8 protein-coding genes are annotated in these 22,274 nt (G+C 63.4%); 3 read left to right on the forward strand and 5 right to left on the reverse strand.

All coding sequences use genetic code 11. The features are described from left to right. Positions 1–27: 27 nt before the first annotated feature. The gene (locus tag FIV35_RS06630) at positions 28–1,437 is read right to left on the reverse strand and encodes an amino acid permease (protein WP_034137147.1); all 1,410 of its coding nucleotides are present in this window, start codon (positions 1,435–1,437) and stop codon (positions 28–30) included. A 337-nt stretch (positions 1,438–1,774) separates the two neighbouring features. Next, positions 1,775–6,412: a hypothetical protein gene (locus tag FIV35_RS06635; RefSeq protein WP_083377904.1), complete on the reverse strand. Its 4,638-nt coding sequence runs from the start codon at positions 6,410–6,412 to the stop codon at positions 1,775–1,777. A gap of 174 nt (positions 6,413–6,586) precedes the next feature. Here FIV35_RS06635 and FIV35_RS06640 point away from each other — a divergent pair, with 174 nt between their 5' ends. The 3 genes from FIV35_RS06640 to FIV35_RS06650 all read left to right on the forward strand — a co-directional run bounded on the left by FIV35_RS06640 (position 6,587) and on the right by FIV35_RS06650 (position 20,182). After that, the gene (locus tag FIV35_RS06640) at positions 6,587–9,688 is read left to right on the forward strand and encodes a transglycosylase domain-containing protein (protein ID WP_034137146.1); all 3,102 of its coding nucleotides are present in this window, start codon (positions 6,587–6,589) and stop codon (positions 9,686–9,688) included. A gap of 134 nt (positions 9,689–9,822) precedes the next feature. After that, positions 9,823–14,931, forward strand: a complete 5,109-nt coding sequence (locus tag FIV35_RS06645; RefSeq protein WP_083377905.1) for an NEL-type E3 ubiquitin ligase domain-containing protein — start codon at positions 9,823–9,825, stop codon at positions 14,929–14,931. A gap of 175 nt (positions 14,932–15,106) precedes the next feature. Further along, positions 15,107–20,182 carry an NEL-type E3 ubiquitin ligase domain-containing protein gene (locus FIV35_RS06650; protein ID WP_034137144.1) on the forward strand — a complete coding sequence of 1,692 codons (5,076 nt, stop codon included), beginning with the start codon at positions 15,107–15,109 and terminating at the stop codon, positions 20,180–20,182. A 48-nt stretch (positions 20,183–20,230) separates the two neighbouring features. On the opposite strand, the gene FIV35_RS06655 is transcribed toward FIV35_RS06650, so the two are convergent. From FIV35_RS06655 to FIV35_RS06665, 3 genes are read right to left on the reverse strand one after another with little or no spacing between them, the layout of a single operon-like run. Continuing rightward, positions 20,231–20,968, reverse strand: coding sequence for a pilus assembly protein (locus FIV35_RS06655; RefSeq protein ID WP_034137143.1), 738 nt, complete (start codon positions 20,966–20,968; stop codon positions 20,231–20,233). Positions 20,969–20,988: 20 nt separating this feature from the next. Beyond that, positions 20,989–21,513 (reverse strand): CS1 type fimbrial major subunit, encoded by a 525-nt coding sequence (locus FIV35_RS06660; RefSeq protein ID WP_123480605.1) that lies wholly within the window; start codon positions 21,511–21,513, stop codon positions 20,989–20,991. Next, on the reverse strand, positions 21,510–22,256 hold the full coding sequence (locus tag FIV35_RS06665; protein WP_052198923.1) for a pilus assembly protein: 747 nt from the start codon (positions 22,254–22,256) through the stop codon (positions 21,510–21,512). Before FIV35_RS06665 ends, FIV35_RS06660 begins: the two co-directional genes overlap by 4 nt. Between the last annotated feature and the right edge of the window lie 18 nt (positions 22,257–22,274).

Here is a 22,274-nt window from a genome sequence, read left to right on the forward strand (position 1 = left end):
GCTTTGCGCGGTCGCCGGTTCAGGCGGTCAAGCCGACCGCGCCGCCGCTTGGGTCGGCTGCAGCTTGAACACATAAAACAGTACCGTCAGCAGCACCAGGAACGCCGGGCCGATATACAGCGCCACGCGGGTGTCCGGGAAGTACGCCATCAGGCCCACCACCAGCACCAGGAACGCCAGGGCCAGGTAGGAACTGACCGGGTACAGCCACATGCGGTATTTCAGGTTTTTGCGTTCGGCCGGGCTCAGGCTCTTACGGAATTTGAGCTGCGCCAGCAGGATCATCACCCAGGTCCAGATCGCACCGAAGGTGGCGATGGACGTCACCCACACAAAGACTTTTTCCGGTACCAGGTAGTTGAGCAGTACGCCCAACAGCAACGCGGCGATCGACAGCAGCAGTGCCTTGCGCGGCACGCCGTTGCTTGAAGTGGTGGCGAAGGTCGCCGGTGCCTGGCCGTTCTGCGCAAGGCTGTAGAGCATGCGCCCGGTGCTGAAGATGCCGCCGTTGCAGGAAGACAGGGCGGCCGTGATCACCACGAAGTTGATAATGCCCGCCGCCGTCTTGATGCCAAGACGCTCGAAGGTCATCACAAACGGGCTGCCCTGGGTGCCGATTTCATTCCACGGGTAGATCGACAGAATCACGAACAACGCCCCGACGTAGAACAGCAGGATGCGCCAGAACACCGAGCCGATGGCGTTGGGGATGGTCTTTTGCGGGTTGCGTGCTTCACCGGCGGTGAGGCCGATCATTTCCACGCCCAGGTAGGCGAACATCACCATTTGCAGGGACATCAGCACGCCGGTCATGCCGTTGGGCATAAACCCGCCGTGGGCCCAGAGGTTGGAAATCCCCAGCGCCACACCGTCATTGCCGAAGCCGAAGGCAATGATGCCGACGCCACCGATGACCATGGCGATGATGGTGACGATCTTGATCAGGGCGAACCAGAACTCGAACTCACCGAACGCCTTGACCGCGATCAGGTTGATGGTGCCCATGCTCACCAGGGCCGCCAGGGCCCAGATCCAGCGCGGCACATCGGGGAACCAGACGCCCATGTACACCGCCACGGCGGTGATCTCGGCGACGCAGGTCACCAGCCACAGAAACCAGTAGTTCCAGCCGGTCAGAAAGCCCGCTAACGGCCCGAGGTAATCCTGGGCATAGCGGCTGAACGAGCCGGCTACCGGGTTGTGCACGGCCATCTCGCCGAGGGCGCGCATGATCACCAGGATCGCCAGACCGCCGATGATGTAGGAGAGCATGATGGCCGGGCCGGCCATTTCGATGGCCTTGGCCGAACCGAGGAACAGGCCGACGCCGATACAGGCGCCCAGGGCCATCAGGCGGATATGCCGTTCACCCAGTTCGCGTTTGAGCGGGCCGCCTTGAGCGGTCTCGCCATGGGGCAGGTGGTTGCCAGAGGGCATAGGGATACAACCTCATTTTGTTATTGGATTGATCCACCGAGTCATGGACGTTAGCGCGGATAAGCGCGGGCGCCTGAATAACCGGCCTGCCTCGTGGGCAGAACCGTCTGACAGAACAACCGTCAGATCAGCGGGCGTGCAGTATAAAAAGCTCCCAACAGGGCTTTTCACTCAATAAACGACAAAATTTGGCGAGAACTCGCGGCAAAAGCCGCTTATGCGGAGGGGCATTAACTGCCTGACGTGGCGTTCTGCCGTGGAAACGGCGGCGAGTATTGCACAGCCAAGGTGCAGCGTCATGCCCCTACTCTGGTCGTAGGCGCGGGGGGCGAGCGCTCTAGATCGAGGGTTTGCCCTCAGGCCAGGCGGGCGCATCGAAGAACAGCTTGCGGGCCATGCGCAGGTTGATTTCGCCGCGATGGATCTCCAGGGTCTGGCTGACGCGTCCGCTCTGCCCGGCCTTCATCCTGGCAAATGCCTGGGCCTGGGCCTCGATCTGCGCCTGTTTGCCCAACCGGTGCTGTTCCGGAGTCTTGAGGTGCGCGGCGCTGAAATGATCGTCCGGCCCGGTCTGGCGGCCGTAGTGAAAATGCCCGTAGCACCAGGGCTGTCGGCTCTGTTCGTCGATCACCACATAGCTTTGCAGCCAGTCGTCCGAGCGCCCCGCCAACGCCACGCGCTCGCCCTGGCGATACACCTTGGCTTCGCGATGCCCCACCAACACGTCCAACCCGGCCTGGGTCGGCGGGCGCGCCTTGATAGCGGTCAAGCGCGCCTGCAAGCCTTGCTCGGACAAACGACTGGCAGCGGCTCGCAGCTCGTCGGTTTCGGTGCGCGCCCGGGCTCTTTGCGTGGCCGCCAAACGATCCGGCTCGCTGAGCAACAGGCGCTGCTGAATGGCATCGGCGCAGCGGCGTAACTTGTCGGCGCGCTGCTCCAGGATGTCTTGCAGGGACTGCGGTTCGTTGGCGTTGCGCGCCATTTTCAACACTTCGGCGATGGCCTTTTCCACCGGCGCGCGCAGGGCCTGGCCTTGTTCGATCAAGCGCGCCAGGTTGGGCAACGACGTCGTGCGCTGCACCGGCGTTTTGTTGAGCGGCTCCCAGATGCCGTCGGTGGCCTGGGTAAACGAAGCAATCACTTCGTTCTGAGCGTCGGTGACCTCGGCGATTTCAATCGGCTGCTCATCGCTGGTGACTGTCACCCGCGCCACGTACAGGTCCTGGTTGCGCGTGCGGATTATTTTCTTCTGCCGCACACGGGACGCGGGCCGGGTGACAGGCGCCGGCTCCAAAGTCGCGGCCAACTCGCGTTGTACCTGAAGGTGCAATTGGGCGAACAGTTGTTGCAGTTTGTCCAGGTAGCCCAGGTGGAACTTGTCCGGTTCCATGGCGCGCCAGAACTCGATGCGGTCGTCGGTCTGGGCATACACGCGATCGAAGCTCTCCAGCAATTCGACGCGCAACTCCGGGTTGTGCGACGCCAGCTCATCGAGCTGCGCCTGGGAGCCGCTGGCCCAACGGGCACGTTGTACGGTGTCGTCCAGGCTTTGGAAAAAATCATCGTCCAGCCTCGGCCCCTCGCTGTTGAGCGCGACCGCCCACAACGCGGACACTTGCAACGACTGCAACTCCAGCACCGTCGGCGTAGCCGCCTCACTCTGTTTGAACGCCTGGGCTTTGTCGCGCCCGTATTTGGGCACTCGCTCCAGCGCGTCCAGGGTGTCGATTTCCAGGCTGCGCCAGACAATCGCGTTCTGGTTTTGGTCGGCCAACAGGCGCATGCCTTCGACGATGTTGCGATGCGCCTCTAGGTTGATATCCGACAATGCTTCCGCTTCACTCTCGGCTTGCACCAGTTCCAGCGCCGGCACCAGCCTGGCATGCAGCGCGGCGGTCGCTTCCCGAGCGTATTGCAGCAACTGGCGCAGGTTGAGGATCTGGCCTTCGAGCAGCGTGCTCAACTCGCGCTCGTAAGCGGGGCGCGGGCGTAGGGCTTGCAGGTCTTTAAGGCATTGGAGTTCAAGGCGAGAAGCCTCCAGTTTGTTCTGTAACTCGTGCAGGTAGCGGGCATCGGCGGCGATTCGCTGTTGTTCGGTGATGTGCCCGGCGTGGCTGGTTTTCAGGCTGCGCGCCACGCCGATAGCACGGTCAGCGGTTTCGCGGCGTTGGGCGTACTGACGTAAATCCTGCTCCAGTTGTTGGCGGCGCGCTTCGGTGCTGGCGGGCGCCGCCGGGGTGTCGGCCTGGCCACCGCGCAGGCGCAGGCGCAGGTCCACATCCCAGCCGCCGCCCTCCAGCGGTTTGAGCCAGGGGCCGCTGGCCGTGCCGGCGGCGTCGGTGACTTGCACACTGTCACCGACCAGCCGCACTCGATAAACATGGCCGCGTACCACCGCCTGCCATTGCGGCGGAGCCGAACGGGTGTCCTGCAACAGGCCCTTGAGCCGACCCGCGGTTTCGGCGCCCGGCAACGCGAGCGGCCAGGGCTGTTGCACGGCGCGCAGGCTCATCCCCTCCAGACGTTCGCGCATAAACGGCGTCAACGTATCGCGGGCGCTGCTCCAGCGGTACGGCGCATGGGTGGGCAGCGTGGCGGCACTGCGCGTCACCGTAGGCGAAGGCGATGACAGCCTAGCTCGGGTGCGCGCAAACACCGGATGGCGCAGATCGAGCGTCGCCGGCCGCTCGTGGGGCGAGGCGCGATAGGCCAGGACCATCACCAGATTGCTCAGCAGGTCCATCGCGCCCTCGACTTGGGCGACGGGGTCGGCGGGGGTCGAGGCGGCCACATCGCGCTGCACGCTGTCCAGCACCTGCACCATCCAGCCCGCCAGCAACGCCGGGCCACGCAGAAACGGCAACGCACTGCTGAACAGCAACCAGCCACCGGCCTTGATCGTCGCCCAGCGCTGCTCGGCGTTCGACACTGATTCGGCGTCGGCCAGGCTCACCAACGCTTCGGCGGTGGCAGCAAACAGTCGGGGCAGTGGGTCGCTGCTTTGCACCTGTTTGCTCAGTTGAGCGGGCGCGGGCCGGGCGGGCACGCTGAATTCATCGCCCTGATGAAAGTGACGGATATGCGGTTCCAGAAACCCACCGTTGGCATACACCGCCTGACGGCTCGGGGCGATCCAGGCCAGCACGCTGTCCTGCAACTCGCCCGGCGCCTGGATCGCCTGCAACAGCGCCCGAGGGGATTCGAACTCGCGCAGACTCGGCGTGAACAACGGGCGATAGAGCAGATGCGGCCCCTGCTCGCTATTGCGCGCGCCGATCACAAAGTGGCTGAGCACAGGATCCTCGGCGGCCGTGGGCGATGCTTTGAACGCCAAAGGCCAGATCGCCGCCTGCTCATCCGCAGCCGACGCTACTGCCGTGGCTACCAAGCGCGCACCTGCCTGGGTCAACCCGCCCTCCCCCTTGAGTTTCATCTGCAAGGCCAGCAATGGCAGCTGCGCGCGCAATTGCCCAGTAAACAGGGCTTCGCGCCGTGCGCGTTCGGGGGGATCGCTGATGAGCTTTTGCTTGAGCAGGTCCGGGTAGGACTGGCCGATGTCCACCTCGGTGACGCAGGCCAGCAACAGCGAAGCGCTCAACCAAGTCGCCGCGGCGCGGCCCTTGAGGGTGATCTGGGACGGCGCATGGGGAAAGCCCCTGAGGTTCTCCAGGGCCAGTTCCGTCAGGCTCAGGCTGACCCGCTGCACATCGCCACTGGGGTAACCGCCCGGCAACATGGCCGCTGTGACCAGGTTGAAGGTCAACTCGATGTCGTCCGGGTTCAGGTCTTTAGCCAAGGGTTGCTTGGCCAGGCACCGCTTCAGGGCCTCGGCGGCAAAGGCGCGAATCGGTGGGATACCGTCGAGAAACCCTTGCCCGGCGGCACGCGCCTGCTGCTCGGCGAGGGCCTGCAAGCCACGGGCGTAGGCCAGGCTGTCGTCCGCCGAGGCGTGCACCAGCCACAGCGGCAGCGCGTCCTGCAAGCGTTGCTGGATCGGCGTCAGCACCGTCTCGAACCAGCGGCGCGGATCGGTCACGTAGTCCAGCATCTGCTGGTACTGGCGCGGCGTGCGCGGCACCGTGGGGTCGATGGCCAGCACGTCGAGCCGTTGGCGCTCGGCATAACACGCGGCCAGCAGATCGAAGGGGTCCGCCGGCGGTTGTTCGATAAACCACTCCACCGCCGTCCCTGCCAGGTCCTGACTGAGGTAATCGGGGATCAGGGCTGCGATAGCGTCCAGGCTGTCCAGAGGATGAATCCCAGTGGCTGGGCTGAACAACAGCAACGTACGCGCTTGCGCGCCGCTCGGGGCATGGTCGAGCACCAGCACCGGCAGCATGCGCGGCGCTTGCGTACTGCCCTGGCGCCGCACCTGCACCGTGCACACGCTCAGTGCTTCTTGCTGCACGCTCCATTGCGCATCGGGTCGGATCGGGCGCAGCCGCTCGCGCGGGAATATCCGTTCGAACGCCTGTTCATCCATGCCGGCCGGCGGGTCACAGTCGTACAACAAGGCCAGCAGGCTGGCGGACAAGTAGGCCCAGCGCGTGGTTTGCACCGGTACCGTGTCGCGCCACCAATCGCCCAGACGCGCCAGCCAGGCCTCCAGCAGACGCGGCCCCAACTGATTGACCCATCGCTCCATGTCGGCCAGCGACGGCCCGCCCGGCACATAGTTCTCGCGCTGGAGCAACGCCACCTGATGATGCCCTTCCACGTAGCGCACCGGCGCGGCACTGGCCAGGCGCAACAGCACTTCATCGGGCAAGGGGCTGTAGTGATGCTGGTCGGCGCGCAACGGCGTGCCGATGGCCACCCGCCGGGCCAGGTAATTAAGCGCGGGGTAATGCGTATCCAGCAGGGCCTGCACCTGGGTCACCGCCACCTCGTGCAGGGTTGGAACATCGGAAAAAACGGTGACGATCTGTTCAATATGGTCGTGACGCGCGGAGGTTGAACCTGTCGACTGAGGCATGCTGACTTTCTTGTGCCGGACGCGGGGATCGGTCCGATCAAACCCGCACGCTAGCGCGGCCGTCTGGGCTGCCAGCGGTAACCGGTTATGGCGGCGACAAATTCCTTGCCAACGCCAATCAGCGACTAAGCTTGAGTCAAGTCCGATCAATCTGCGTGAATGGATCAATCGACTATGGGCGCGTTATGGCACACCGATTCACCTCCCGCTGCGGTTGCCACCGACAGTGCGGTTGAACCGCCATTGCCCGAAAAGCCGCGCAAACCCCGCTACGCCTGGAGGATGTTCTGGCTGTTGCTGTTGATCGGCAGCGTCATTGCCGGCGTGGCGGCGCGCCGCGAGATGCTCACCTCCCATTGGCAGGCCCGCACCTTCAGTCGCCTGGCGCAGACCTTGACCTACGACGTGCAACCCGGCCCCAGCGACGCCATCGTCTATCCCGGCGACGGCCCGTTCGATAAACGCCTGGGTTACAGCGCGTTGGATGAGTTTCTACCGCGCCTGCTCAAACGCGACTACCTGATCCAGCGCCAGGCCCGGTTCTCTGCGGCGCTGATGGCCTACACCGAGCACGACCTGTTCGTGCCCTACGCGGAAAAAATCCAAGCCGGGCTGACCATCAGCGATTGCCGCGCCACGCCGCTGTACACCTTCATGTACCCACAGCAGGCCTATCGGGATTTTGGCGCGATTCCACCGGTGGTGGTCAACAGCCTGCTGTTTATCGAGAACCGCGATCTACTCGCCGCCGACCAGCCGCTGGCCAACCCGGCGGTGGATTGGCCACGCTTCGCCAAGGCCGCCTGGTCGCAAGTGGCGAAGGTATTGCACCTGCCCGGCCAGACCGCCGGCGGCAGTACCCTGGCCACGCAGTTGGAAAAATACCGCCACTCGCCGGATGGCCTGACGTTGTCGGGCAGCGAGAAGATCCGCCAGATGATTTCCGCCAGCGTGCGCGCCTATCAGGACGGCCCGCAGACCTTGCAGGCGCGCCAGCGCATCGTGCGTGACTACCTCAACAGCGTGCCGCTGTCCGCCGTGCCCGGTCACGGCGAAGTGCATGGGTTGGCCGAAGGCCTGCGGGTCTGGTTCGGCGCCGATTTCAACCGAACAAACGCCCTGCTCGCCGGCCACGAGCCGGACCTGCTCGGCCAACGTGGCCTGGCGCTGCGCGAGGTGCTGTCGCTGATGATCGCCCAGCGGCGCCCGTCGTTTTACCTGACCCGAGGCCACGACGAACTGGCCAGCCTGACCGACAGCCATATCCGCCTGCTCGCACAAAACCAGGTGATCGACGCGGCCCTGGCCGACGCGGCCCTGGCCAGCAAGGTGCATTATCGCGATTGGCTGCAACAACCGACGATCCAACCGATCGACACCAACAAAGGCATCAGTGTCGCCCGCAGCCGCCTCGCGGCATTGCTCAATCGCCCGCTCTACGACCTTGACCGCCTGGACCTGGCCGCCACCAGTACCTTGCAAAGCGACCTGCAAACCCAGGCCACCGACTACCTCAAGCGCCTGGCGGACCCGGCCTTCGCCGCGCAATTGGGCCTGCTGGGGCCGCGCCTGCTGACCTCCGCCAGCACCGCGCAAGTGCGCTACAGCTTCAACCTCTATGAGATGACCGCCGACGGTGCCCGGGTGCGGGTGCAGACCGACAGCACCGACCAACCCTTCGACATCAACGAAGGCAGCAAACTGGAACTGGGCTCCACCGCCAAGCTGCGAGTGCTCACCACCTACCTGCAAATCATCAGCGAGTTGCATGACCGCTATGCCGGCCAGACGCCCGCCGCCTTGAAGAAAGTGCCGGTGGACGAGCAGGATCGCCTATCGCGCTGGGCCCTGGATTACCTGGCACAAAACACCGATCCAAGCCTGCCGAAAATGCTCAGTGCGGCCCTCGACCGGCAGTACTCGGCCAGCCCCGGCGAACGTTTTTTCACCGGTGGCGGCCTGCATCGTTTTCATAACTTTCGCGCTGAGGACAACGGGCGCAACCCGACCTTGCGCGAGTCCCTGCGCGAGTCGATCAACCTGCCCTTCATCCGTTTGATGCGCGACCTGGTGCGCTACAGCACCTACCAGGCCCCCGGCAACAGCGCCGCGTTGCTCAAAGACGACAGCGACCCGCGTCGCCAGGAATACCTGGCCCAGTTCGCTGACCGCGAGGGCACCACCTACCTGTTGCGTTTCTGGAAGAAGTACCGCAACAAAGACACCCAAGCGCGCCTCGATACGTTTCTGGACAGCCTCCACCCCACCGCGATCCGCCTGGCCGCCGTACACCGCTACCTGTTGCCCCAGGCCAGCCAGGCGAGTTTCAACCGGTTTGTACGAGCGCACCTGACCCCGTCCGGCACCGCCACAACACTCAGCGACGAACGCCTGGTCAAGCTCTACACCGACTACGGCCCCGGTGCCTACGACTTGCCGGACCAAGGCTATATCGCCAAAGTCCACCCGTTGGACCTGTGGCTGCTCGGCTACCTGCTCAACCACCCTGACGCGACCTTTGCCCAGGCCGTGGCCGCCAGCGAGCACGAACGCCAGGAAGTCTACGGCTGGCTGTTCAAGAGCCGGCACAAGAGCGCGCGCGACAGCCGCATTCGCACCATGCTGGAGGTCGAGGCCTTCCTGGATATTCATGAGCGCTGGAAAAAAGTCGGCTACCCCTTCGATCACTTGGTGCCGTCGCTGGCCACGGCCATCGGCAGTTCCGGTGATCGCCCGGCGGCGCTGGCCGAACTGGTGGGGATCATCCTCAACGACGGCGTGCGCGAGCCGACCCTGCGCATCGACAGCCTGCACTTTGCCGCCGGCACCCCCTATGAAACGCACCTGATCAATAACCCCGACAAAGCCAAGCGCGTGATGCCCAGCGAAGTGGCCACAGCGTTGCGCGAAGCCCTGTCGCAGGTGGTGGATGCCGGCACCGCCAAACGCGTGTCCGGCAGTTTCAAACTCAGCGACGGCACGCCGTTGATCATGGGCGGCAAGACTGGCACCGGCGACAATCGCATTGAGGCCATCGGTGCCGGCGGGCGGGTGCTCAGTTCCAAATCGATCAACCGCACGGCCACCTTCGTGTTCTATATCGGTGAGCATCATTTCGGCACTCTCACCGCGTTCGTACCCGGCAGTTCGGCGCAGAATTTCACCTTCACCTCGGCATTGCCGGTGCAGGTGCTCAAAGGCATGGCGCCGCTGTTGACGCCCTATTTGCAACCCGGCGAACAGACCCTGTGCCAAGCCCCCGACAACGGGCGTTAGTTATCTATAACTTGCATTCAAATAACCCATTAACTTCACACTCAATGGATTAATAAGCTTCAGCATTTTGAACTTTTACGGCAATTCTCAAAGCATGAAACTAGCGACTCGAACCCATTAAAGAGTCTTTGTTCATGCCCGAACTTCTTCCACCTGAAACTACGCGCAGCACCTATAAAGGCCCGCACTACGGGTTGATCAAAAAAACCATTCCAGACTGGATCACCTCCAGCACGCCGGCAAGGCTCGGCCAACTGAACACCGCCACTCTGACGCGGCCGGCCGGGCTCGCCGGCCTGACCTCGGCGCAGCATCAAGCCCTGCAGGAGGCCAATGCCGACGGCTGGCGCACGCAGAACCAAGTGGACCGGCTGTTAAGCGATATCCAGGATGTCTACGCCTTCGCCGAACCGCGCTTGAAAAAAGCCATCCAGGATAAATACGGCCTCGACCTGAATGTGCAGACCACGTTTCTTTATTTATATATTCCGGTTGCAACGCCGTGGTACGTCATTGATTTTTCCAACGGCGTGACCACCCGCAAAGTTTCATTACTGGATGCCGCCCTGCATAACTTCGCCAAACGCGAAACATTTGATATCAACTCTTGCTATATCACTCAACCCGACTATCGCGGCCACTTCGCCGTGCTGCCGTTGGACACTACGATGTCGATCCAACAGTTCAAGGCCCTGTGCCGTGAGCTGGACCTCGGCGCCCACTACCAACGCTACTTGAACGAGCGCCTGCTGCCTGAAGCCACGGCGGCGCGGACCGAATTGCAGCACCAGGTGATCGCCAGCCAAAAAGCTGCCCTCAAGGTCGCCGCTCACTTGGCCAGCATCCCCACTGTCGCGCAACAGCCCGCCGACTTGAGCATGGCCGGCTTCCACCTGCTGATGCGCACGTTGCGCGGTGATCGTGGCGTGATGCAGTTCTATCAATTGAGCATTCTGGACGTGTCATTGAGCGGCATTCTGCTGATCGCCGCGGACCTGGAGCGGGTATCCAGCACCTCGAAGTTGATCGCCTATATCCCCCATGACCCCGAAAGCCCGGTCAAAGAATACGACTCCAGCCTCGCCTTCATGCAGGACCTGACGCGCAAACTGCAAACCAACGCGCCGATCCCGTCGCGCCAGCAACAGACCTACCAGCAGTTCTTCAGCCAGTTTGTCGATCACACTCAACGCGGGCATTTTTTTGCCAACCTGAGCCAGCGGCTGTGCCGCGTCCAATGGCATCAGTACAGCCCCTTGGACCCTCGCCCCAGCTGGCGCGAAACGCCACTGACCGCCCCCCGCCTACAGTTTTCCGCGACCCCGATCAGGGGCGACCTGTGGCAATTTCTCTACCAGCAGTCGCTCAACAAGATCCTCAACGACGGGCGCGCCATTGCGGTCTCCACCGCCGACGCCGACACCCACGCGCGCTGGGCCTGGTGGGATAACTTCACCCGCCTGTTATCGGATATTTTCAATGTCGCTCTGATGGTGGTCACGCCGTTCGTGCCTTACCTGGGCGAACTGATGCTGGCCTACACCGTGTTCCAACTCACCTATGATGCGGTCGAAGGCGCAGTGGATTTGAGCGAAGGCCAATTCAGAGAGGCCGGCGAACACCTGCTCACCGTCACCAACGACCTGGTACAAGTGGCCGCCTTCGCCATCGGCGGCAAAGTGGTGGGTGCGTTCAAGCGCTCGCCGTTTATCGACGGTTTGCAACCCGTGCAGGTGGGCGACCGACCGCGCTTGTGGAACCCGGATCTGGCGCCCTACGCCCGCCCCGCGTTGCAGTTGCCGGCCGACGCACAGCCCGATGCCCTCGGACTGCATGGGCACCGCGAGCAGAAAGTCCTGCGCCTGGAGGGTCAGCACTATGTCGTCGAGCAGGATGAAGCCAGCGGCACCTATCGCATCAAACACCCCAGCCGCGCCGAGGCCTACGCCCCCAAGCTCGTTCATAACGAGCACGGCGCGTGGTATCACGAAGGCGAGGACCCGCTGACCTGGGACAGCCACAGGCTGCGCAGCCGCCTTGGCCCGGTGGTGCAAGGGTTCGACGCGACCCAGCTGGAACAGGCCTGCGAGACCAGCGCCACCCGCGATGCAGACTTGCGCATGATGTACGCCGACCGCGACAGCCCGCCGCCGCTGTTGGTCGACAGCCTCAGGCGAATAAGGCTGCGGGCGCAGGTCGACCGCGCACCGGCCCAGGTGCGCGCCGGCACCGCCGCCAAGCTACCGGACAACTGGGCCGCGCAAACCACCAGCGAGCTACCCGGTTGGCCGCCGAACAAGGCCATCGCCGTGTTTATCAACGATGATTTGAGCGGGCACGCCCTCACCTACGGCGCAGCCACAGCCAGCGATGCCGACACCTTGAACATCAGCCATCGCGAGGTAAGCGCCGGCCAATTGCCCGAACGCCTCGCTACGTTCTTGAGCGACAGCGAGTTCGCCGGCCTGTTGCCCGCCCCGGTCGGGCCTACGTCTGCCGCGCGCATCCAGGCCCTGCGCGGGTTACTGGCGGATAAAGTGGCGCGGGAAAAAACCGCCGTGTTCAACCATCTCTACAGCACCACGGAAGTGGCCGAAACCGCCCCTGGCGAGCTGATTCAACAACAGTTCCCGCAGTTGCCGAAAAACCTGGTGGCCAATCTGTTGCTGCGCACCTCGCCCGATGAGTTGGAAACGCTGAACACGCAGCGGCAGATCCCTCTGCGCCTGAAAAACCTGGCAAGGGCGCTGGCCAACGAAGTGCGCGCCAGCCACGCAAGCGAGGGGCTCTACGATGACGCGTTGCTGACCCCGGACACCGAACGCATGGTGCTCAATATCCTGCGCCAGCACACCGACGCACTGAGCGACTTAAGCATCGCCATTCACGAACAGACCGCCCAGGGCCAGGTGCGCTGCCAGGTCGGCGCCGCCGAGGCCGCCACGAGGAAAATCCTGCTGCACACAGGCCCTGGGCAGTACCAGATCCACGATATGAGCAGCGCTGCGCCGCAACCGCAGTTCAGCTTGTACGAAGCCCTGATCTGGCTGCTACCGCCGGGCAAGATCGACTATGTGGCCGGCCAGGGCGCGATTTTCAAAGCCTGGCTCAAAGAACAACTGGAACCCTTGAGCAACCGTCGCACGCTGCTGCAAGCCCCCACACGGCGTCAGGTGGATGAGCGCGCCGCCCAGTCGCTGTTGCAAAAGCCCATGTTCGACGCCTTTCGCCGCCTGTTTCGGCGCGAACCGCCACAACCGCCGACGCTCAAGGAAACCCTGGTCAGGTTATGCCCAAGTTTGAGCACCGAGCAGATCGAAGAAGTGACACCGCACCTGAAAACCCCGGAAGCGGAGCAACTGCTCAACACCCTGGAAATCGACCGCGCGGTGCTGGACACAGAGCTGGAGAACTTCCGCAAGCAGAAGCCCAGCCTGACCAAGGCCAGCGCCACGCTGGTGGCCAACGAAATGCTGATGCGCGGCCACATCATCAAGGAACTAAAAAACTGCTGGGAACAAGGCGCCTATCAACGCCTGCTGCCTGCGCAGGCACGCTCCGGCGGTACGCGGCTGGACCTGAGCGAACTGACCCTGGGGCGCTATATCGCCAGCCTGGAGCCTCTGCGGGCGGACTTCAGCCATGTCACGCGCTTGAATGTCAGCGGCACACGCCTGGGGGATCGGGACACCGACTTCCTCGACAATTTCCCCAATCTGCGCAGCCTTGACCTGTCCGACAACAACCTCGCCGGCCTGCCGTCACAGCTGCCCAATATCAAGTTCCTGGCCAAACTGAACCTGAGCAATAACCCCATCGCCTGGCGCCCCAGCGACTACGCGATCCTTGAACGCTGCCAGCTTCTGCGCTCGTTGAACCTGGAAGGCAATACGCAGCTGCGCGTGGCTCCGGACCTCAGCCACTTGCCTGAGCTGCGCCGCATGGTGTTGCGGCGAACCAGTATCAGCGCCTGGCCGGCGGGGCTGGACAGCCCGAAACGGGTCACGCCGGAACTGGACTTGAGCAACACCAACGTGCGCACCGTGCCTGAGTTCGCCTCGGATTCGTCGGCGGCGCGCATCGTGGCCAACAGTTGGCTGGACCGTACCAAGCTCGAACGACTCGACGAAGACCGTTTTGTCAGCTATCGCCGCGCCCAAGGCATCGACCCCTATCGCACCCGCCCGGTCGGCGATAAAGCCAACCGGGACTACTGGACAAGCGGCCTGGAAGGCGAGGATCTGGAAACGGCCAAGGAGGTCTGGGACGAGGTCGAAAAAGAGCACGGTTCCCAGGGCTTGTTCGACGTGCTCCATCTGCTGCAACCGCCGGAGCGCTTTCAAACCCAGGAGGATGCGCGGTTGTTCCGCCAGGGCCGGGAAGACCTGTCCATACGCGTATGGCAGGTGCTGTTTGCCGTGGACGAGAACCCCCAGTTCCGCGAGCGCATATTCAGCCTGGCCGGCGCGCCCGCCAATTGCGCCGATGCCGGTGCGCAGATCTTCAACCGCATCGGTGTCGAGACGCTGTTGGAAAACATCCTCAAAGACCAAAGCGCCGCAGGCCTGGCCAGCCGCGAGAGCCGCCTGGCGACGTTGGCCAAACAATCCTGGCGCCTGGATCAGGTCAACGAGCGCGCGCGTGCCGAAATCAAATATCGCACCGACCCGATCAGCCAAGGAGGGCTGGGACAAGCCTTCGGCAGTGGAGATAACCAGGTGGACGACGTGCAGGTGTACCTGGCCTACCAGACCGGGCTCAAGGCGCGACTCGACCTGCCGTGGCTGTCCGAACATATGGTCTACCGCAACACCGCCAGGGTCACGGAAACCCACCTCAGCCGCGCCGCTCGCTACATTGCCCATCAGGAGCGCGGTAACGGTCTGGTCGACGGCATGCTTGAGCAACCGTTCTGGAACGAGTACCTGCAAGAAAAATACGTTGAGTCGTTCAACCAAGCCTTGGAACAACGTGCCGAGGCCGGCAGCCAACTGGAGGACTTGCTGGAAGCGCACCGCGAGTGGGTGAGCCCGTCCGTGAGCGTCGAGCGCAAGGCTACGCTGCGCACGCAGCTGGTCAGCCTGGCCGACACGTTGAACCTTGCGCAGGCCGAGGTGCTTGAGGAGCAGCCGCTGTCCGACGCGACGGTGAATACCTTCTACGAGCATATCCAGCGCGACTACCGAGATCTGGCACGCCGCCTGACCCGCCAGGCCTTAGAAATCGCAGCGCAAACATCCTGAAGCGTCCCCGCCCCTCGACAGTGGCGAGGGGCGGTAGCCGGCTATTTTCGAGATGGATAATTTCGAAATCAAACGCCATCCCGTCGGGGTATCCAACCCGGTATTCGCGCTTATTCTCGCCCCCTGCCCTCATTAGACTCGAATGCCTCATGAGCTGATTTCCAGGATTCATTGCATGGCTGACATCCCCTTTACCCAAGCCTTTAAAGGGCTGCATTACGACTTCATCAACACTGCGCTTCCGCCCTGGCTGACCGCTACCCATCCACAACGCTTCAAAGCTTTACACCACGCTGCACGCCGCCACCCGATCCCTCCCACATCGCTACCGCGCCCCCTCAAGCAGGCAGTGGACGCGCACTGGCAAAACCTCAATGCGTTGGATGGGCAGTTTCAAGACTTGAACGATGTCTACGCCTACGCCGAGGCCAAACTGCGCACGGCGCTGGCCCAGGATTACGGCGACATCGATGTGAAAAATACCTTTCTGCGCACCTATGTCAGCGCCACCCAGGCCTGGTGGGTGATTGACGTGACCCAGGGTGTCACCAGTCGCACCGTGTCGTTGCTGGACGCGGCGCTGCACAACTTTGCCGACAACGAGCAGTTTGTCGATTACGCGTTTCTCTCGCGCCCCGACGCACGGGGGCAACAACGCAGTCTGAGCTTCACCCACAAGGTCAGCGGCGCGGCGCTGACTGTCGAGGGGTTCAAACAACTGTGTCGCCGGCTGGATATCGGCGCGCAGTATCAGGCCCAGCTCAAGAGAGCCCTGGGCTTCGAGCAGCGCAGCGTCGCCTATCGCGTGCGCCAGCACGTACTTGCCCAGCAGAAAAGCGGCTTGAGCGCGGCCGCGCAACTGGCCGCGCACAAGGGCGATATTCCGCGCAACGCCCTGGCACCGTTGCTGGCCCTGGCCGCCGGCCAACCCGCCGTCGAGTGGGAGGGCCAGCCGCTGCATTGCCACACCCTGGACATGATGAACACGCGGCTCACCGGCATCATCCTGCTGCATAGCCCGCCATCGCCGCCCACGCCGCTGACCCAGGTGATCGCCTATGTGCCGGACGACCCCGAACACCCGCTCAAGCACTACCCTTCACCTCAGGCCTTCATGGTTGAACTGACCCGCCAACTGCGCGACGTCGAGCACTATCAGGCCTTTTTCAGCCGTTTCGTCGCCCACGACCAACGCGGGTATTTCTTCGCCAACCTCAATGCGCGCCTGAGCCGCGTGCAGTGGCACCACAAAGCGCGCACCGACAGCCAGCCCAGCTGGAAAGACACGCCGGTCGAGCACCCGCATCTGCAATTCAACGTGCAACGCTTCGAGCACGACTACCAGAACCGCTCGACCGTCTCCACGCAAAACGACCTGTGGAACTACTTGTATCGGGTGCGCTTGAACAAGATCGTCAACGATGCCCAAAGCCTCGCCGTCTCGACCCATCGCGTCGATCGCATGGCGCGTTGGGCATGGTGGGACAATCTGGAAAAAATCTTTTCCGACCTCCTGAATGTCGCGGTGCAAATCCTCACGCCTTTCATACCCGGGCTGGGTGAACTGATGCTCGCGTACACCGCTTATCAACTGACCGACGAGGTCTTCGAAGGCATCGTGGACTGGGCCGAGGGCCAGGCGCGGGAGGCCGTGGAGCATATGTTTGGGGTGGCGCAGAACCTGCTGCAGCTCGGCACGTTCGCCGCCGGTGCGCAGGTCGCGCAACCGTTGCACCTGAAGCTGTCGGCCTTTGTAGAGGGCCTCAAAGCCGTGCAACTGCCCGACGGTCGCACGCGCTTGTGGAACCCGCAGATCAGCCCTTATGCCGATCCCTCACTGCAACTGCCGGCGCAAGCCCGCGCCGAGCCGTCAGGGCTGCACCGGCACCAGGGGCAAGCACTGCTCAGACGCGATGGCGAGCACTTTCGGGTGCGCTATGACGCCGAGCGCGACGAACATCGCATCGTGCATCCGCGCCGACCCGACGCCTATCAACCCAGGGTGCAGCTCAAGCGCGACGGCATCGTGCTGCACGAGGCGGAACACCCCCAGACCTGGGACCGTTCAACCTTGCTGCGTCGCCTCGGGCGACCGGTAGAAGGTTTGAGCGATACACAACTGGAGCGTATCCGCCGCATCAGCGGTTGCGACGACGACCTGCTGCGCGGCATCTACCACCACGACCAGCCGCTGCCGCCCCTGCTGGAAGACACCCTCAACCGCTTCGACGCCTATGCCAGTGCCAGCCGCTCCAGCGACAGCATTCGCGTCGGGCAGCCACTGGACCCGGCCTCGGCGTGGTTCGAGCAGACGGTTACCGAACTGCCCGGCTGGCCGGCGAATAAAACCTTGCAGGTGTATCTACGCGCCGACCTCACCGGCGCCTCTCACCACTACGGCAATCCCGACGCCGCGCCCGCCGACACTCTGAAGATGAGCCTGGCACAAGTGATGTCTGGCACACTGCCGGAGCGGGTTCTGGCATTTCTCGATGAACCCCAGACCGAGGCGCTGCTGGGCCAACATCTGCCGAAACCCCAACGGCTCCAACACCTGCGCAACCTGCTGGCCGATTACGTCAGCCAGCAGGCGCCCGACATTGGCCCCTATATGCACCGTTTGCGCGAGCTGTCCGACGAGCCGCGCACGCGCCTGTTGCGTGAGCACTTCCCGCGTTTGGAGAGCCACGCCATCGACGCGCTACTCAGCAGCGCCAACAGCGACGAACTGCGGGTGATGGATGAGCACCAGCGCGTGCCGCTGCGCCTGAAAAACCTCGCCGGCGAACTGGATTTCGTCGCCCGCACCACCCATGCCTACGAGGGTTTCTATTTTCCCTGGCAGCAAACCCCGGACAGCGAACGCATGGTGCTCAACACCCTCAAGCATCACAGCGATGCCTTCGCCGACCTGCACCTGCAAGTTCGCGAACGCACGGCCGATGGGCCGTTGCGCTGCGAGGCGGGCCCCATGGACGCCCAGGTGCGTCGCACGCTGATCCGCAAGGGCAACCATGGCTATGAAGTGCTCGACGATCAGTTAAAGCATCTGCACGGCCCGGACACGCTGTACGAGTCGATCCTCCGGGCCCTGCCCGATCCCACCCGGCACGCTTTGGGCTACAGCACCGGCCAGGGCACCGCGCTGCGCGGCTGGCTGATGCAAACCCTGGAACCCCTGGCCGAACGCCGTATCGCCTTGGCCGAGCCGCCGACACGCGCTCGCGCGAATCGGGAGACCCTGGCCCTGCTGGGCACACCGATGCCGAAAAGAACCGCTCGCGGGCCAACGCAGCCGAGCGCGGACCTGCATCGGGAGGCTCTGAAAACCCTGTTCCCCTACCAAAGTGAAGAACGTATCCAGACCTACATGGACACCGTCGGGCCGCAGGCCCTTGGCGAAACGATCAACACCCTGGTCATCGAACGTATTCGTCTGAACGGCGAGCTGTCGCGTTGGGCACTGCAGCCAGGCGCCCATAGCCTGAGCGTGGAGCGCGAGTTGCGCGCATTTATCAGCGCCAGAATCCTCGAATGCTGGGACGACCAGGTACGCGTCCGGGTCGAACATCGCGGTTCAGTGCTGGACCTCAGCGGCCTGGTATTACCGGACGCGTTGCCGACGCTGCAAGCCGATTTCGGCCATGTGGTCGGGCTCAACCTGGCCAGAACCCGCTTCAAGGCAGCGCATGCCGATTTTCTCGCGCGCTTCCCCTCGTTGCGCACCCTCGATCTGACCCACAACCCCCTGACCCACCTGCCGGATACCCTGGTGGACCTGCGCCATCTGGAAAACCTCGACCTGTCGCACACCCTGCTGCAATTACGCGCGCGGGATGTCACCCGCCTGAAAAACCTGCGTTACCTGCGCCGCCTGAAACTCAACCACACCCCGACCCGCCAAGTGCCGGATATCGGGCGCATGCGCGACCTGCACGAACTGGACCTGAGCCGCACGCCCATCGAACGCTGGCCGGACGGGGTGTTCGATGTGCCCCGGCCGCCGCACTGGCTGCTCAACCTGCAAGACACAGCCATTACCGAGGTGCCCGAGGTCGAATTGGGCAGCCCTGCCGCCCTGGTGGTTGCCCGCACGCGCCTGGATCGCTCACGTCTGGGGGCGGTGAGTCGCGAGCGCTTCAGGGCCTACCGCGAATCCGTGGGCCTGGACGCAGACCGCAGCTACGAGCCGCGCGGCGAGAGTGAACCCTGGCTGGCCTACCTGGACCCCACCGCTCAGGACGCCGCGCGCACGCTGTGGAGTCGGCTGGAACACGAGCATGGCTCCCAAGGCTTCTTTGAAGTGATCAAAGCGCTTGAAGCACCCGACGAATTCCAGAGCGCCGAAGACGAACAGCGTTACACCGCCAACCACCGCACCTTGACGCAACAGGTCTGGGAGCTGCTGGAAGCGGCGGACGCCGACACTGCCCTGCGCCTGAAACTGTTCGAGATGGCCAGTTACCCAGCCAACTGCGCCGATGCCGGCACGCAGATATTCAACGAGCTGGGCGTGGAGGTGTTGGTCCATCAGATCGAACGCTATGCCCCCTCGCCCGAGGTTCACGAGCAGCGTCTGGCCGTGTTGTGCCGGGGCATTGCGCGGTTGCGGCAGCTCAACGACGTGGCGCGGGCCGACATCCGCCAGCGCCTGGCGCCGCTCTCCCAGGGCGGCCAGGGCCTGCGGCTGCGCAGCGAAATCGTCGACAACCTGCCTGGCGAGGTGGATGAAGTAGAGGTGTACCTGGCCTACCAGACTGCGTTGGCGCAGCGCCTGGACTTGCCGTGGATCGCGGACCATATGATCTACCGCCTGACGGCCAACGTGAGCGAGGCGCAGATCGACAGCGCGTACCGCCAGGTGCTGGAACTGGGCGAAGGCGACGGCCTGGTCAACCGCATGCTGCTGGACCCACACTGGCGCGGCTGGCTGGAGCAGCGCTATCCCGAACGCCACGCGCAGCATCAGCAAAGGCTCAAAGCGCGTCACGGGCAGTTGTATGAGCTGCAAGACTTGCATGAACAATGGCGCAGGGCACCGACGGCCGAGGCCCTACAGCAGATGCAGGATTTGGCGGCCCTATTGGGTATTACCGATGGGCAGTTGCAAGGCGATGACGCCGCGCTTCTGGCCGCCTGCGAGCGCCTGGAAGAAACGCTGGGCTATGACGCCCTGGCGTGGATGCGCGAACAGACGCGCAATGCTTTGCGCGACGCCGGCGACTGGCGCAATCGAGCGCCGAAGCGTTGAGCCGCAAGCCCCGGCAGGCGTGCACGGGCGCGCGCCTGCCGGGGTCCGTCAGCGCACTTCGATCCTGCGTTGCGCATCGCCTTCCCACAGATAGAAGCGGTAGACGCGCCCTGCCTTCTTGTCGAAGCTGAAGGTGCGGCCGGGGAAGATATGGTTCTTGGTGGTTGGCGCGCAGTCGGTACTGTCATGGCCCGCACAGTCCTTGAACTCATCGACCAGTACCACGGTGTTGCCGGCATTGCGCATGACGTAGCGCTGCCCACCGTTCTCGATCTTCGTGTCGAAGCGGCTGTCCTTGGGACGAACGAAAAATACCGTGCCATAGCCAGCCATCACCTGCACGCCACCGGCCAGGGTGTTTTTATAGGCTTCGCGTTCTTCATCGCTGACCTGGAACTCATCGTCTTTCTCCGGCGCCACCGGCAAGTAACGCACGCGGAAGTAGCGCTCCTTGTCACGCTCGCCCATAAACAACAAGCGCGTGCTCTGCACACCGCCGGCCGGCACGATCAAGCGCGCCGGGCTGGCGATCAGGCCGTTGCGCACACTGCCGTCGGCCTCGGTCTTGAGCGGGACTTCGTCGTAAGTGCCGTCGGGCTTGTAGAGCATTTCGGTGATGTTGACCTTGACGAAAGCGGTCTTGGTGCCGCCGTTGAAGACCCGCTTGAGGTAGGTGCTTTTATCGCCGCGCAGATAATCGTAGAAATCCCCGACATTGATACTCGGCCCCGCCTGGGCACTCAGGGCACACAGCAACAGGCCCAGCCCCGCACATACACGCTTCATAACCGCTCCTTTGCACACCATCATGGCCTCACCGCATCGAACAGCAGCTCGACGCTGCCGTAGTAGTCACCCGGGGTAAACCCATCCGGCGGCTCGACGGCCGAGATATCCAGTAGCACGCGCTTGCCCTGGCGCGCTTCGTCCTGGGGCACCACCAGGGTGTCCTCCAGGCTCAGCACTTGGCCGTTGAACGTGACGCTCAGGTCGATGTAGGTACGCCCGCCGTTGAACAGGGTGGGCAACGCACCCAGGCGCGCATTGATGCCGCCGGCGGAACTCTTGACGTCGAAGTGTTCCCGCAAGGGCCGCAGGCGCCCCGGCACCAGGTCCCAGATCATCTGTTGTTCGCGCTCCAGAAAACCGGGCGTGATCGGCAACACGTAAAAATCCTGGGTGGGGATGGTCACCGACACATCGAACACTTGCACTTCACGAACCGCCTGTGCCGCAGGGCTGAACACCGCGCCACCAGTGAGCAGCACCAGGCCCAGCAGGGCCGGACCGCCTCGTTTCCACCCACGATGGGTGCGTTTACTGACTCTCATCCTTTGACCTCATAAGGTTTCTTGTCGCTGCCTTCGATCAGGGTGAAGCGGTAGGTCCGCCCCTTTTGCTTGTCAAAACCAAACGTGCGACCGGGCAGAATGTGGTTCTTGGTGGTCGGCTGGCAGTCCTTGGGATCAGCAGCGGAGCAGTCCTTGAATTCGTCGACCACCACCACACTGTTGCCCGCGTTGTTCAGGCGGTAATGGCCGGCGCTGTCGTCAACGCCGGTCTGGAAACGCGCTTCCTTAGGCCGCACGAAAAACACCGTGCCATAGCCCGCCAATACCGTTACCCCGGCAGACAAAGCGCCTTTATAGGCTTCGCGTTCTTCTTCCGAGAGAGCGAACTCGTCGTCCTTTTCCGGCATCACCGGCACGAAGCGCACGCGGAAATAACGCTCTTTTTCCCGCTCGCCCAGGTACAGCAGACGCGTGCCCTGCATGCCATTGGCCGGCACGATCAAGCGCGTGGGGCTGGCCATCAGGCCATCGCGCAAACTTGCGTCGGTGGCGGGTTTGACTTCCACCTCTTCGGAGGTGCCGTCGGCGTTGTAAAGGATCTCCAGCACCTGGACCCTGACGAACGCCGTGCTGTCGCCGCTGTTGAACACGCGCTTGAGGTAGGTGCTCTTGTCACCGTCCAGGTAGTCGTAAAACACCCCGACATTCAGGCTGGGCCCGGCCTGCGCCCCCAGCGGCAGGCCGCACAGCAACCACAAGGCCCACACATATTTGCTCCACATAACGCTCTCCAATAACAC

The sequence above is a fragment of the Pseudomonas rhodesiae genome (assembly GCF_007858255.1).
Taxonomy (GTDB): Bacteria; Pseudomonadota; Gammaproteobacteria; order Pseudomonadales; family Pseudomonadaceae; genus Aquipseudomonas; species Aquipseudomonas rhodesiae.

Bases quoted from the DNA above. Each gene is read 5' to 3' on its own strand.
- FIV35_RS06630 (WP_034137147.1), bottom strand. From the start codon at position 1,437: ATGCCCTCTGGCAACCACCTGCCCCATGGCGAGACCGCTCAAGGCGGC.
- FIV35_RS06635 (WP_083377904.1), bottom strand. From the start codon at position 6,412: ATGCCTCAGTCGACAGGTTCAACCTCCGCGCGTCACGACCATATTGAA.
- FIV35_RS06640 (WP_034137146.1), top strand. From the start codon at position 6,587: ATGGGCGCGTTATGGCACACCGATTCACCTCCCGCTGCGGTTGCCACC.
- FIV35_RS06645 (WP_083377905.1), top strand. From the start codon at position 9,823: ATGCCCGAACTTCTTCCACCTGAAACTACGCGCAGCACCTATAAAGGC.
- FIV35_RS06650 (WP_034137144.1), top strand. From the start codon at position 15,107: ATGGCTGACATCCCCTTTACCCAAGCCTTTAAAGGGCTGCATTACGAC.
- FIV35_RS06655 (WP_034137143.1), bottom strand. From the start codon at position 20,968: ATGAAGCGTGTATGTGCGGGGCTGGGCCTGTTGCTGTGTGCCCTGAGT.
- FIV35_RS06660 (WP_123480605.1), bottom strand. From the start codon at position 21,513: ATGAGAGTCAGTAAACGCACCCATCGTGGGTGGAAACGAGGCGGTCCG.
- FIV35_RS06665 (WP_052198923.1), bottom strand. From the start codon at position 22,256: ATGTGGAGCAAATATGTGTGGGCCTTGTGGTTGCTGTGCGGCCTGCCG.